Origin of the sequence: Acinetobacter sp. YH12049 (genome assembly GCF_013419875.1) — a bacterium.
GTDB classification, from domain to species: Bacteria; Pseudomonadota; Gammaproteobacteria; order Pseudomonadales; family Moraxellaceae; genus Acinetobacter; species Acinetobacter amyesii.
In genome coordinates, this window is the sequence record NZ_VOZH01000013.1 from 35,737 (window position 1) to 48,749 (window position 13,013).

Here is a 13,013-nt window from a genome sequence, read left to right on the forward strand (position 1 = left end):
GTAAAGCTAAGTCATGTGAATCTTTACAGATTTATTTCGACTTTCGACTAAAGACTCCGAAATTAAACTTGTAAATTGCTAGAATAGACACAATCTATATAAGTAGTACCTTGCCGTTTATCCACGACATTTATCCACGGTGCTATAAGGAGTTTTCACATGATGTTGGCAGATCCAAGCAAAAAATACCGTCGCATGTACCAACGTGTAGACTTACCAGACCGTCAATGGCCAAATAACGAAATCAATAAAGCGCCGATCTGGATGAGTACCGACCTTCGTGACGGTAACCAAGCGATCTTCGAGCCAATGAACATTGAACAAAAGTTTAAAATGTTCCAAATGCTTGTGAAAATTGGTTTCAAACACATTGAAATCGGCTTCCCTTCTGCATCACAAATCGACTTTGATTTCACGCGTTTGTTGATCGAAGGCGGTCATATTCCTGATGATGTGTACATCGAAGTTTTGGTTCAAGCACGTGATCATTTGATTCAACGTACATTTGAATCATTACAAGGTGCAAAACGTGCCATCGTGCATATCTACAACTCAAACTCGCCAACATTCCGCAATAAAGTGTTGAATGTTGATGTTGCTGGTGCAAAACAATTAGCGATTAATGCCGCAACGAAAGTCAAAGAATACGCTGCAAAACAGCCTGAAACTGAATTTGTATTCCAATACAGTCCAGAGTGTTTTACTGCAACAGAATTAGAAGTTGCTAAAGATGTCTGTGATGCGGTCACTGAAATTTGGGAAGCATCTCCAGAGAACAAAGTGATTTTAAACTTGCCTGCAACGGTTGAAGTTTCAGGTCCGAACGTCTATGCAGACCAAGTGGAATGGATGCACCGTAACATTCAACGCCGTGACGGTGTGATTATTTCTGTGCACTGTCATAACGACCGTGGCTGTGGTATTGCCGCTTCTGAGTTGGCCATTATGGCTGGTGCTGACCGCGTCGAAGGTTGTGTGTTTGGTAACGGTGAACGTACAGGTAACGTGGACGTTGCAGCGATTGCATTGAACATGTATACCCAAGGTGTTGCGCCAAACTTAGATTTCTCAAACATTAACGAAATCATTTCAATCATTGAAGAATGCACAGGCTTGCCGGTACACCCTCGTCATCCGTATGCTGGTGATTTGGTCTTCACCGCGTTCTCTGGCTCACACCAAGATGCCATTAAAAAAGGTTTCGAGTTCCAAAAGAACGAAGAAATGTGGGATATGCCTTATTTGCCAATCGACCCGAAAGACTTGGGCCGCGACTATGATGCCGTGATTCGTGTCAACTCACAGTCTGGTAAAGGCGGTATTGCGTACTTGTTAGAATCAAATTACAACGTGGTGTTGCCTCGTCGTATTCAAATTGAGTTCTCGCAAATCGTACAGCAAAAAACAGATGAAGACGGTACCGAGATTTCTGCGCAAGCAATCTGGTCTTTATTTAAAGACACGTATGTGGCGGCCAAAGATACACATTATGCGGCGAAAAACTACCGCTTACATGATGAAAATGGCAAGCAAGTCATTGAACTCGATATCGAAGTGAACGGTGAGATCCAGCAATTACGTGGTGAAGGCAACGGCCCAATCTCTGCTATCTTAAATGCCTTGCAGTTGCCGATTGATGTATTGAACTATGAAGAACGTAGCATCAGTTCAGGCGCGCATGCCAAAGCCTTGGCGTTGATTGAGCTTCAAGTGAAAGGCACAGGCAAGTCTGCATTCGGCGCAGGTGTACATGACAACATCGTGACTGCATCCATCGAAGCGATTATTGCCAGCACTAACCGTTTAATTGAACAAGGTGTTTTAAGTACTGAACAAGTGATTGCTGCTGCAGTCTAATTCAATGCTATAAATATCAAATAGCAATAAAATGACTTTAGAAGGATACCCTCAAGTGGTATCCTTTTATTATTCATACTAAAGATTTAAGGCGAATTATTCCTGTGTCTTTTCCAGCTGACTCAGTGGGCTTAGTTACCCCACAAAAGTTTATTTTTGAAGAGCCGTTAGAGCTCGAATGCGATCGCATACTCCCACGTTTTGAGCTCATGGTTGAAACTTATGGCGAACTGAATGCGGACAAATCCAATGCCATTTTGATTTGTCATGCTCTGTCAGGCCATCACCATGCAGCAGGTTATCATCATGAAGATGACCGTAAGCCGGGTTGGTGGGACGCATGTATTGGACCAGGCAAAGCCATTGATACGTCAAAATTCTTTGTCGTAGCACTAAATAATATTGGCGGCTGTAGCGGTTCTACTGGACCGACCTCTCCAAATCCTGAAAATGACAATCGTCCTTATGGTCCTGATTTCCCATTAGTGACTGTACGTGACTGGGTCAAAACCCAAGCCATGTTGTCTGATCGTTTAGAGATTCAACAGTGGTATGCGGTGATTGGCGGCTCTTTAGGCGGCATGCAAGCTCTACAATGGTCTGTGGACTATCCAGATCGTTTACAAAAGTGCGTGATTATTGCCAGTACACCAAAACTGTCTGCGCAAAACATTGCCTTTAACGAAGTGGCGCGTCAGTCGATTTTGTCTGACCCTGATTTCCATGATGGTCGCTATTTAGAAAATGATAGTTATCCTAAGCGAGGTTTGATCTTGGCCCGTATGGTCGGTCATATCACTTACCTCTCTGAAGAAGCCATGAAACAAAAATTTGGCCGTGACTTAAAGTCAGGTAAATTTATGTATGGCTTTGACGTCGAATTCCAAGTCGAAAGTTATTTGCGTTATCAAGGTGAGCAATTTAGCCGTAACTTTGATGCCAATACCTATTTGATCATGACCAAGGCTTTAGATTATTTCGATCCATCACGTGAATATGAGCAATCATTAAAAACCGCGATGTCTAAAACCAAGTGTCAATTTTTAGTTGTTTCATTTACAACGGACTGGCGTTTTACCCCTGCTCGTTCGCAAGAAATTGTAGATGCATTAATTAGTAATCATAAGCCTGTGAGCTATGTGGATATTGATGCTGAACAAGGTCATGACTCTTTCTTGTTCCCGATTCCGTTATATGTGAAAAGCTTACGTGCATTCCTAGGCGGTGTAAAACACCTGCAAGAAACACCGAAGGAGACCAACTAATGCGTATTGATCATCAACTGGCTGAACGTTGGATTAAACCAGATTCAAGCGTACTCGATTTAGGGTGTGGTGACGGTGAACTGCTTGCACATATGAGCAAAAAGCACAATATTCGTGCATATGGCTTAGAAATTGATCAAGAAAAGATTGCAATTGCGGTCAGTCGCGGGTTAAATATCATCCAACAGGACTTGAACTTAGGTTTAAGTCGCTTTGCCGACCAGTCTTTTGACTATGTGGTTATGGCACAAGCCTTGCAAGCTGTAGATGCACCAGACGTTCTTTTAAGAGACATGGTGCGTGTGGGGAAACAGGCTATTATTACCTTTCCAAACTTTGCACATTGGAAGACTCGTTCTTTCCTTGCATTAAAAGGAATGATGCCTGTTTCAGACGCGTTACCCTATATGTGGTATAACACGCCCAATATTCATTTATGTACTTTCCGTGATTTTGAAGCGCTGTGTGCTGAAAATAACATCCGGATTATTAACCGACTTGCCGTGAATGGGGATCAACAAGATAGTTTACTGAGTAAACGTCTCCCAAATCTATTTGGTGAAGTCGCAATTTATCGAGTGAGCGCTCTATGAAAAAATTATTATTAAGCACGACGCTACTGATTGGACTTTTTAGCATACAAGCCCATGCGGATTATGTTGCTCCATCATCTTCAGTTTCTAGCCAAGCTGCACAATATTCAATTATGGATATTCACAGCTTAAGTAAAGCTGCTAAAGCTGGTCAGCCCGGTGCTCAGTTTTACTTAGGCACTAAATATCAACAAGGTAAAGACGTTGCCAAAGATGAACGTCAAGCTTTTGCATGGTATAAGGCTGCTGCTGATCAAGGTTTATCTGCAGCACAGCTTAATGTAGGTCGTATGCTTGCAGATGGCATTGGGACTAAAAAAGATGAAGCGCTTGCTCGTCAATATTTCGAAAAAGCAGCCAGCCGTGGTGATAACCGCGCAAGCTTTAACTTAGCCATGATGGAAGAGCAAAAGAAAAACTACATGGGTGCATACCAATGGTATGAGCTTTCTACCCGTGATGGCATGCTCGACAACAAAGTGATTAGCTTGTCTGAAGGTAAGAAAACTGCTTTGGCAGCCAACTTAAGCCAAGACCAAATTCGTCAAGCACGTGACCGTGCAGACAAATGGATTCAAGCGCAATAAGTTTTTGAATCTTAAAAAGCACCTTCGGGTGCTTTTTTATTGCCTGTCAACCACAGCATCTTGTTAAAATAGCCTCAAATCTTGTTTTATGGTGAATATTCACATGGCTTCAACTGATTGGTTATCTCAAGGCACTTTGGTGCTTGCAAGTAATAACAAAGGCAAAATTGCAGAATTTGAAAAAATGTTTGCGGAACTGAATTTGCCTGTTGAAGTGATTCCTCAAGGTCAATTAAACATTGAAGATGCCATCGAAGACGGTCTAAGCTTTGTTGAAAATGCCATTATCAAAGCGCGTCACGCATCGAAAATTTCAGGCAAGCCAGCCATTGCAGATGATTCTGGCATTTGCGTTCCTGTACTCGGTGGCGCACCAGGGATTTACTCTGCGCGCTATGCAGGTGAACATGGCAATGATGCCGCTAACAATGCCAAGTTGCTTGCTGACCTCAAACCGCTCCGTAAAGAGGGTGAAGCAATCGAAGGTATGTTTGTATGTGTCTTGGCTTTGGTCCAACATGCAGAAGACCCACTCCCACAAATTTTCCAAGGGGTTTGGCGCGGTGAAGTGATGGAAGCAGCACGTGGTGAAAATGGCTTTGGCTATGACCCACTGTTTTGGCTGCCTGAACTAAACGTTTCTAGCGCTGAATTATCAAAAGAAGAAAAAAATAAAATCAGCCATCGTGGTCAGGCGATGAAATTATTTAAAGCAAGTTTGAAATAATTTGCATTGGAGTTAATCTTAATGCCAAAGATTAACTCCAATCCCTGAATAAAAATAGAATAATTATGGAACTTCAACCGATACAGATCATATGCAACGCTTGCCATCACACTTCAACTGAAATCCCGACACGCTCTTTTCTTGGTTTTCAAAAACTAAGCTGCCCTCATTGCCAGGCGCAACTGACCTACCCGCTCACCTCAGGCTTTCGTACCACTTACGCTATTTTTGCAGTGTTGATCGTACTGTCGATCATGCTTAATCTGTCGCAAGGTCAAATTGGATTTCCAGGCCTGATAGGTATCGCGATGATATATGCCCTCGTGCGTGATTGGCAGATTCGCAAACAGCTCAAGTAGTCGCCCTTTACGGGCATTTATAATTCACTTTTCATCTTAAAGCGAAAAAAGATGCAAAATTAACCCATAAAAACTGACGACGATGCAGCTCATAATCGTGCCTGAAGCAATATAACGCGCCGAAGTGCCTGTTCCTTGATAATGCGTTTCTAAAGCCACAATATTCGCTGCAGGGGGTAAGCAAAAGAGCATAAACATCACCCCAATATATTTCTCGATCTGGGGAATTGGAAGAAAGGCATAACTCAAACTACAGATCACCGCGCCAACGGTGAGTTTCATCGCATAAATACGACTACTGTTAATCAGATCACGCCATTGTACCTTGGTTTGACGCAGCCACATGCCTAAGACACACATTCCTGTGAAACTCATTCCAATTTTTGCAGCCTGATACAGCCAATCTAAGATCTGATGTTCTTCTAAATGTTGTAATCCAACTATTCGACAGACACCTGCAATCATCAAGGCAAATACAGGCGGTGACATCGCCACTTTTTGAATCACGCTCGACCATGGTAGTTGGGCTGAACTGACGGCTGTAACAGCCCACATATTGCCAAAGATAGAACCACCGACATACAAAGCCACCATCGCTGCACTAATTTCAGGGCCGAACAATGCTAATGCAAAAGGAAAACCCAGCCAAGCCAAGTTCAAATAACTGACACACAAGGCACGTAAACTATCTTTTAACAGCCAGCGAAATAAATAAAACATCAGCACGGCAACACTAAAGCTAAAGAGCATCAGCGCTAAACTGCCTGCTTGATAGAACACCATGTTGTAGATGATTACGGCTGGAATAAAACAGCGTGCAAGTAAGCTAGAAAAAATCGATTTGAGCGATGCGGTTCCTGATAATGATGCCAATCCGAGGCCACTTAAAAAACCCAATATCGGAAGAAGAAACGCCACTACACCACCCTCACTGCTCAATCCATGCATAGTAACACTGAACATAAGCTTCGCGGCTGTCTTTAAACTGCAACATCTTGGTCACTTCACTGTCATCTACAACTGCTGAAATGTTGTGCAAACCAACAAGAGGATAACAAGATGGCTGGACTATCGATTTGGCATGTACTGATTTTTGCAATTGTGGTGATTTTACTCTTTGGTACCTCTAAGCTAAAAAACTTGGGTAAAGATGTCGGCGGCGCGGTCAAAGATTTCAAAAAATCGATGCGTGATGAAGACGCAGCAAATACGCAGCTTAATGAGCCTCGCACGCTAGAGCATGAAGCTCAAAATAAAACCAATTCCTCAGTTCAAAGCTAAGGGGTTGTCATAATGCTTAATATTGGTATTAGCGAATTACTGGTGTTCAGCATTATTGCGCTGATCGTACTCGGCCCAGAAAAACTGCCTGAAGGTATCCGCTTTGCAGGTAAATGGTACGGGAAAGTTAAACGACTGATCAGTAACGTGCAAACAGATATTGACCGTGAACTTCGCATGTCCGAACTTCGTGAAGAAATGCAAAAAGAAATGCAACGTATTCAACAGCTCGAAGCGCGTATGCAGGCGCAGATGAATGAATTGCAACAAACGCAACACCCCATAGAACAGACTGCGCAAAAACAACAAGAAGCCGTCCTACCTGACAATAAAAATTTATCCCCACGTTATCAGTACATCGAACGTGGTCAGAGCACGATCTTTGCCGTGGCTACACCCCAAATGAAAAAAAAGCACGAGATTAAAACAGACCAAGCTCCTACATTAAGTTCGACCGATGCATTAGCAGAATATCAGGTGGCCGTATGACAGATCTTTCACTGAATAATTCACAGAACACTGTGCCTGATTTGGAAGAAATGCCAATCACCAAACATTTGGTGATTTTGCGTCGGCATTTGATCAAAATTACAGGACTCATTTTGATTCTGTTCTTTTGTTTATTGCCCTTTGCCAATCAAAGCTATCAATTGATGTCAGAGCCACTGCGTGCTCAACTGCCAATGACCTCATCCATGATTGCAACGGATGTAACCGCCACCTTTATGGCGCCGTTTAAGCTGAATTTCTTTGTCGCGCTAATGCTCGCGATGCCCTTCGTGATTTATCAACTTTGGGCCTTCATCAAACCTGCACTGTATGAAAAAGAGCGGCATTTGGCGATGCCCTTATTATTCGGCAGTATCGTCCTCTTCTATGCCGGAATTGCATTTGCCTATTGGGTTGCCCTGCCCTCCATCCTACATTTTTTTATGAGTGTTTCCCCTGAAACAGTCGCCCCAATGACGGACATCAATAGTTATTTAAGTTTCTGCTTAAAGCTTTTTTTGGTGTTTGGGCTGACCTTTGAAATTCCCATCATCACGCTAATTTTGATTTTGATCGGGGTGGTGTCTACTCAAACCTTGGTGGAGAAGCGTCGTTTTATTATCGTCGGCTGTTTTTTTGTCGCCATGTTTGCCACGCCACCCGATGCGCTTTCGATGATCATGTTGGCCATTCCCATGTGGATGCTGTTTGAGCTGGGTTTATTCTTTGGCAAGCTGATTGAAAAACGACGTGCATCTGCACCTTAAACAAACTTATTTTTCGACAATTTTGGTGAGTTTTACACCTAAGAGGCTATCTCAGCCTCTTTTTTTATACGCCCATTTAATGTTTTGCAATTTTCATGCAGCGAAATCTAAACGCCTATTTCATCAGTTTGCAACATTAGCTTCAAAGCATTGTCATATTTTATCGATAGTTTTATGTGATCAACTTTTACCCAGCACACCTTTGCCAGGATTTAAATTCATGACAAACATGCCATATAACGAAGATCAAGAACTTGATAACAACACTTCGGATAACCTTCATTTTCGTGACATTTTAGAACAGCGCATCAGCCGTCGTAGCTTGATTACCAAGACTGCGAGTGGTGCAGTCGCACTTGCATTGGCATCTTCATTAACGGGGTGTAATGATGACAATGACTCAGATTCAAATAGCAATACCAAACCACCAGTTACCGATCCAAATCAAAAACCGACCAAGTTCAATTTCACACCAGTGAAAAAGAATTTAGACGATATTGTGACTGTTCCTGAAGGCTATCAAGCGCATGTACTATATGCGATGGGTGACTCGATTAACCCTGCATACCCAGCGTGGGATGATAACAATGTTCCTTCTGGCCCGAGCTTCCAATTCCGCTCTGGTGACTGCCATGACGGTATGAGCTTCTTTGGTTTAAATACCACCTCTGGACGTTATGATGCCAAGCAGTCAGACCAAGGTTTGTTGGTGATGAACCATGAATACATCAATCCGATCTTCTTACACCCGCAAGGCCCAACCAAAGTGGAAGGTCGTCGCCCTGAAGATGAAGTTATCCGTGAAGTCAATGCACACGGTGTTTCTGTGATTCAAATTGAAAAAGACAGCAAGACTCAAGCCGTTAAACTGGTACAAAACTCTCCATTTAACCGTCGTATTACCGCATCGACCGTAATGGACTTTAAAGGCCCTGTTGCAGGCTCAAGCTTAGTTTGCACGAAATTTTCAACCAATAGCCAGCAAACCCGTGGTACACACAACAACTGCGGTAATGGCTATACCCCTTGGGGCACTTACCTGACAACAGAAGAAAACTTCATTGGTTACTTCGCTCGTGCAAAAGACGATGATGCCAAACGTAGTCCGGCTGAAATTGTGGCACTCAACCGTTATGGCCTAAAAGCGGGTGCGAACTCACGCTATGGTTGGGAAACGGCGATTGGAAGTAATGAGTCACAAGATTTATATGACCGTTGGTCAGCGAATGTTACCGGTACTCAGGCAGCAGAAGATTATCGTAATGGTCCAAACACCTTTGGTTGGATTGTCGAAATCGACCCATTTGACCGTCGTGAAAACCCCGTAAAACGTACAGCACTGGGTCGCTTTGCACATGAAGACTGCCGTGCAAGTCGCTTACGTGAAGATGACAACCTTGCGTTTTACATGGGTGATGACTCACGCGGTGAATACATCTATAAATTTGTATCCGACCAAAAATGGAATAAAAAAGATGTCAACGGTGGCTATGCTGCAGGTGACAAATACATGAACAACGGTAAGTTATACGTTGCCAAATTTAACAATGACGGCAAAGGTCAATGGATTGAATTGAGCTATAACGTCAATGGTTTAAACCAAAGCAACAGCGTGTATCCGTTTAGTTCACAAGCAGATGTGCTGACCTTCGCACGTCTTGCCGCAGATGCTGTCGGTGCTACCAAAATGGACCGTCCTGAATGGGTCGCTGTGCATCCAGACAATGGTGAAGTCTATGTGACCCTCACCAATAACTCGAACCGTGGTACGACGCATGCACTAGATGCTGCCAACCCTCGTAACTACACCGACCCTGAAGGTGGTAAAGGCAATGTCAACGGTCATATTATCCGTTTCCGTGAAGATGGTGATACAACCACAGCACTCAGCTTTACTTGGGATATTTACCTGTTTGGTGCTGAAGCAAAAATGGCGAGCAACATTAACTTATCTGGTCTAAATGACAATAATGACTTGTCATCACCTGATGGGATGTGGTTCGACCCACGTGGTGTGTTATGGATTCAAACCGATGACGGTGCTTATACCGATACCACCAACTGTATGATGCTTGCTGCACTTCCAGGTCAAGTCGGTGATGGCACAAAAGCTACGACCTCATCGGGTCAAGAAACCATTGTGGGTGCAAAACTGAATGATGAAAACTTACGTCGCTTCCTGACTGGACCTAAAGAATGTGAAATCACAGGTGTGACGATGACACCTGACTACAAAGCGATTTTTATCAATGTGCAACATCCCGGCGAAGATTCAGCATCCTATGCTGAACCGACCAGCCACTGGCCTGCATCACAAACCAATGCTGCAGCGACCTCACGCCCACGTTCTGCAACCGTTGTCATCACCCGTAAAAATGGTGGTGTGATAGCTGGCGAAGCGGTAGAACAAGCTCAGCCAACGCAAAAAACCGCATAAAAAAACTCTAAAAAATAAGCCGACGAATCGTCGGCTTTTTTATTGCTTTAAATGCACTTCTATCTGTGTGATCTGTCCTTGTTGCTCACCCTGCTGCTGTTTTTCTTGCCATTGCCACTGTGAATCCCGCATACACAATAAATTTGAACAACGTGTGCCATACACCGGACTTTGAATAAAGGTTGAAGACAACAAATGTTCCATTTCCGCCTGAATCCCAGTATTGGGTAACAGCGCTGGAATGATTTTACGTTCATCTTCCAAAATATCCCACGCAGCGGCATCTATGTCCGCCTGTGGTTGCTGGCTTTGTAGCATCGGCAAAAATTCTTGCGTGAAACGTTTACGTAAATGTCGGGTCTTTTCCCAATGTTCAGTCATTAAACCATTAGACGTGACATACACCCCTTTGGCTAAGACTTGTGGCGCTTCACCGCGATTACTCATATAAACGGCTTGAGTGGCGTCGCCAACGAATAAATTAAAGCCGGCATAATTACATTGGACTTGTTCAAGTGCTTGCGCAAACCGAATGGGTGTTTGCTCTGATTCTAAAAATTGCTGAATCAAAGCGCCGCGTGAAGTGGGATATGTGGTCTGATCACGGCCATCACGAAAATTGGTCACAATCGCCCAACGCCCTTGAGCGGTTATCCCCATCCATGTTCCACCAGACTGTAAGTCCTGCCCTGCAATAATCGGACTATCTACCCATTGCTTTAGGCCTGTCGTCGGTCGATGATAAAACTCATCACGATTCGAAATCAGGCAGAGTGGCATGTCATCCAAGACCTGCCAAGCAAAAGCCACAATGCACATATTCAATTCTCAATATCTTTACACATTGAATGTACAACATTTTTCAGCGCATTCAGCTAAAATCTGTGCAAAACATAATGACAAGGAACAGCAATGCTGACATATCCAAATATCGACCCTGTGGCGATATCACTGGGGCCACTACAAGTTCACTGGTATGGTCTGATGTATTTATTGGCCTTTTTATTTGCATGGGGCTTGGCAACCTACCGTGCAAAACAACGTGACGGCTGGAACGCAGAAATGGTCTCTGACCTGATTTTCTACGGTGCATTGGGTGTTGTGATTGGTGGACGCTTTGGCTATGTCTTCTTTTATGGTTTCGATCAATTCCTTGCCAACCCACTGTGGCTGTTCCAAGTTTGGACCGGCGGCATGAGCTTCCATGGCGGTTTCCTTGGTGTCATGATTGCCATGTTACTGTGGTGCAAAAAATATAAAATGACCTGGTTTCAAACCCTCGACTTTATTGCACCCTGCGTTCCAACAGGCTTGATGTTTGGTCGTATTGGGAACTTTATTGGTGGCGAACTGTATGGCCGTGCAGTGACTGACCCTAATTTTGCTTTCGGTATGATCTTCCCGACCGATCCACTTCAGTTGGTGCGCCATCCGTCGCAGCTCTATCAAGCCCTCTGTGAAGGTTTAATTCTGTTTATTGTGCTGTGGTGGTTTAGTTCAAAACCTCGTCCACGTTATGCCGTTTCAGCCTTGTTCCTCATCGGATATGGTATCGCACGCTTCACCATTGAATTCTTCCGTGAGCCGGACAATGGTCAACTATTCATTGGATGGATGAGTAAAGGTCAGTTCCTGACAGTTCCGATGATTCTGATTGGCCTATGGATGATGGGGTATGCCTACCAGAAAAAAATCTATGACTGGGGTCCACAAAAAAATCATTAATATTTTCTAAATGTCTTTAAGCAAGCGAGGTTTAAGCCTCGCTTTTTTATGCGCTGCAATTTATTCCTTCATACGCATTTACTGCACATGAAGTGACTGAATTAGACAACTGATCTGTGCTAAAGTTTATTCAGCTTATTTTTAAACTATCGATCCATGCTTGAATTTTGGTTTAACCCCAGCGTTTCTGTACTTAAAAAAATCCTGTTTTTTATTGCGATGGCCATACTGACAGGTGCTCTGTATTGGATGGAACCCTTAACACTTCAAGCCATTCTCATGTTCATGGGTACAGGTGTCATTTTCCTGATTTGTCGTTATTGCAAGATTCATTTTGCAGCAAAAAATCCAACAGGTTTGCTCTATCGTTTATTGACGTGGATTCCGATTGCACTGCTGTTGGCATTGGTTTTTATCAACATGAATAAGGGTGAAATTTTGATTCCGGGTGCTCAAGGCATTGGCTTTATGGCTTTGGCGATCTGCCTGCTCTCCCCGATTTCACTGCTGAATAAAAACGAGAAAACTTCATCCGAAGGTAAAGTTTAAATGCTGACGTTTTGGTACTCTGAGCGCTGTAACCGACAAATCAAGCTCATCATTTGTATCAGTACCTGCGTGCTAATTTTTCTATGTGCAGAACAAAAACAACTTGATCCCCGCTTTGCGGGCATAAGTTTAGCGATTGGTTTGATGATTGATCTGCTTTATAAACTCAGACAAGACAAACTGAGAACACTGTCTCAGTCATTAAAATGCGCTTTGGCTACTTTGCCAATTTTATGTTTAGTGTGCTTAATTTATTTTCTACCCAATGAGCAACGCTGGATTTTAGCGCTGCAATGTGTGGGCTTTACTGCAATTGGATTATTTATTGTCTCGATCTACAGTCAGCGTGCAAAAAGATTTGAAGACTAACCTTTTAT

General features: G+C 43.4%; 15 protein-coding genes. 13 read left to right on the forward strand and 2 right to left on the reverse strand.

Annotated elements, in window-relative coordinates; translation table 11 throughout:
• Positions 1-159: 159 nt before the first annotated feature.
• From leuA to FTU05_RS07475, 6 genes are all read left to right on the forward strand, one after another.
• Positions 160-1,857, forward strand: a complete 1,698-nt coding sequence (gene leuA, locus FTU05_RS07450) for a 2-isopropylmalate synthase (protein ID WP_078192712.1) — start codon at positions 160-162, stop codon at positions 1,855-1,857.
• Positions 1,858-1,961: 104 nt separating this feature from the next.
• On the forward strand, positions 1,962-3,122 hold the full coding sequence (locus FTU05_RS07455) for a homoserine O-acetyltransferase (RefSeq protein WP_168377871.1): 1,161 nt from the start codon (positions 1,962-1,964) through the stop codon (positions 3,120-3,122).
• Positions 3,122-3,715, forward strand: a complete 594-nt coding sequence (metW, locus tag FTU05_RS07460) for a methionine biosynthesis protein MetW (RefSeq protein WP_067763682.1) — start codon at positions 3,122-3,124, stop codon at positions 3,713-3,715. The genes FTU05_RS07455 and metW overlap by 1 nt, the downstream gene beginning before the upstream one ends.
• Complete coding sequence (locus FTU05_RS07465) at positions 3,712-4,302, forward strand: tetratricopeptide repeat protein (protein WP_078189669.1); 591 nt, start codon at positions 3,712-3,714, stop codon at positions 4,300-4,302. Before metW ends, FTU05_RS07465 begins: the two co-directional genes overlap by 4 nt.
• Before the next feature lie 103 nt (positions 4,303-4,405).
• A complete protein-coding gene (rdgB, locus tag FTU05_RS07470; protein WP_180055642.1) occupies positions 4,406-5,029 on the forward strand; it encodes an RdgB/HAM1 family non-canonical purine NTP pyrophosphatase in 624 nt (207 codons plus the stop codon).
• Positions 5,030-5,094: 65 nt separating this feature from the next.
• Positions 5,095-5,388, forward strand: a complete 294-nt coding sequence (locus tag FTU05_RS07475; RefSeq protein ID WP_180055641.1) for a hypothetical protein — start codon at positions 5,095-5,097, stop codon at positions 5,386-5,388.
• A 36-nt stretch (positions 5,389-5,424) separates the two neighbouring features.
• Here FTU05_RS07475 and FTU05_RS07480 read toward each other — a convergent pair whose 3' ends face one another.
• Positions 5,425-6,306 (reverse strand): permease, encoded by an 882-nt coding sequence (locus tag FTU05_RS07480; RefSeq protein WP_180109056.1) that lies wholly within the window; start codon positions 6,304-6,306, stop codon positions 5,425-5,427.
• Between the two features lie 141 nt (positions 6,307-6,447).
• Here FTU05_RS07480 and tatA point away from each other — a divergent pair, with 141 nt between their 5' ends.
• The 4 genes from tatA to FTU05_RS07500 all read left to right on the forward strand — a co-directional run bounded on the left by tatA (position 6,448) and on the right by FTU05_RS07500 (position 10,362).
• Positions 6,448-6,669 carry a Sec-independent protein translocase subunit TatA gene (tatA, locus tag FTU05_RS07485; RefSeq protein ID WP_078189673.1) on the forward strand — a complete coding sequence of 74 codons (222 nt, stop codon included), beginning with the start codon at positions 6,448-6,450 and terminating at the stop codon, positions 6,667-6,669.
• A 12-nt stretch (positions 6,670-6,681) separates the two neighbouring features.
• Positions 6,682-7,158, forward strand: a complete 477-nt coding sequence (gene tatB / locus FTU05_RS07490) for a Sec-independent protein translocase protein TatB (protein WP_078189674.1) — start codon at positions 6,682-6,684, stop codon at positions 7,156-7,158.
• Positions 7,155-7,925: a twin-arginine translocase subunit TatC gene (gene tatC, locus FTU05_RS07495; RefSeq protein ID WP_180113544.1), complete on the forward strand. Its 771-nt coding sequence runs from the start codon at positions 7,155-7,157 to the stop codon at positions 7,923-7,925. Before tatB ends, tatC begins: the two co-directional genes overlap by 4 nt.
• A gap of 220 nt (positions 7,926-8,145) precedes the next feature.
• A complete protein-coding gene (locus tag FTU05_RS07500; protein WP_180164801.1) occupies positions 8,146-10,362 on the forward strand; it encodes a PhoX family phosphatase in 2,217 nt (738 codons plus the stop codon).
• A gap of 39 nt (positions 10,363-10,401) precedes the next feature.
• Here FTU05_RS07500 and FTU05_RS07505 read toward each other — a convergent pair whose 3' ends face one another.
• A complete protein-coding gene (locus tag FTU05_RS07505) occupies positions 10,402-11,181 on the reverse strand; it encodes an NRDE family protein (protein ID WP_180004559.1) in 780 nt (259 codons plus the stop codon).
• 93 nt (positions 11,182-11,274) lie between these two features.
• Here FTU05_RS07505 and lgt point away from each other — a divergent pair, with 93 nt between their 5' ends.
• The 3 genes from lgt to FTU05_RS07520 all read left to right on the forward strand — a co-directional run bounded on the left by lgt (position 11,275) and on the right by FTU05_RS07520 (position 13,005).
• The gene (gene lgt, locus FTU05_RS07510; RefSeq protein WP_180164804.1) at positions 11,275-12,087 is read left to right on the forward strand and encodes a prolipoprotein diacylglyceryl transferase; all 813 of its coding nucleotides are present in this window, start codon (positions 11,275-11,277) and stop codon (positions 12,085-12,087) included.
• Positions 12,088-12,243: 156 nt separating this feature from the next.
• Positions 12,244-12,636 carry a hypothetical protein gene (locus tag FTU05_RS07515; protein ID WP_180066298.1) on the forward strand — a complete coding sequence of 131 codons (393 nt, stop codon included), beginning with the start codon at positions 12,244-12,246 and terminating at the stop codon, positions 12,634-12,636.
• A complete protein-coding gene (locus FTU05_RS07520) occupies positions 12,637-13,005 on the forward strand; it encodes a hypothetical protein (protein WP_180164806.1) in 369 nt (122 codons plus the stop codon).
• The last annotated feature ends 8 nt before the right edge of the window (positions 13,006-13,013 follow it).

Excerpts from the sequence above, each read along its gene's own strand:
- rdgB (WP_180055642.1), top strand. The coding sequence starts at position 4,406 with ATGGCTTCAACTGATTGGTTATCTCAAGGCACTTTGGTGCTTGCAAGT.
- FTU05_RS07500 (WP_180164801.1), top strand. The coding sequence starts at position 8,146 with ATGACAAACATGCCATATAACGAAGATCAAGAACTTGATAACAACACT.
- leuA (WP_078192712.1), top strand. The coding sequence starts at position 160 with ATGATGTTGGCAGATCCAAGCAAAAAATACCGTCGCATGTACCAACGT.
- lgt (WP_180164804.1), top strand. The coding sequence starts at position 11,275 with ATGCTGACATATCCAAATATCGACCCTGTGGCGATATCACTGGGGCCA.
- FTU05_RS07505 (WP_180004559.1), bottom strand. The coding sequence starts at position 11,181 with ATGTGCATTGTGGCTTTTGCTTGGCAGGTCTTGGATGACATGCCACTC.
- FTU05_RS07475 (WP_180055641.1), top strand. The coding sequence starts at position 5,095 with ATGGAACTTCAACCGATACAGATCATATGCAACGCTTGCCATCACACT.
- tatC (WP_180113544.1), top strand. The coding sequence starts at position 7,155 with ATGACAGATCTTTCACTGAATAATTCACAGAACACTGTGCCTGATTTG.
- FTU05_RS07515 (WP_180066298.1), top strand. The coding sequence starts at position 12,244 with ATGCTTGAATTTTGGTTTAACCCCAGCGTTTCTGTACTTAAAAAAATC.
- FTU05_RS07465 (WP_078189669.1), top strand. The coding sequence starts at position 3,712 with ATGAAAAAATTATTATTAAGCACGACGCTACTGATTGGACTTTTTAGC.
- metW (WP_067763682.1), top strand. The coding sequence starts at position 3,122 with ATGCGTATTGATCATCAACTGGCTGAACGTTGGATTAAACCAGATTCA.
- tatB (WP_078189674.1), top strand. The coding sequence starts at position 6,682 with ATGCTTAATATTGGTATTAGCGAATTACTGGTGTTCAGCATTATTGCG.
- FTU05_RS07520 (WP_180164806.1), top strand. The coding sequence starts at position 12,637 with ATGCTGACGTTTTGGTACTCTGAGCGCTGTAACCGACAAATCAAGCTC.
- tatA (WP_078189673.1), top strand. The coding sequence starts at position 6,448 with ATGGCTGGACTATCGATTTGGCATGTACTGATTTTTGCAATTGTGGTG.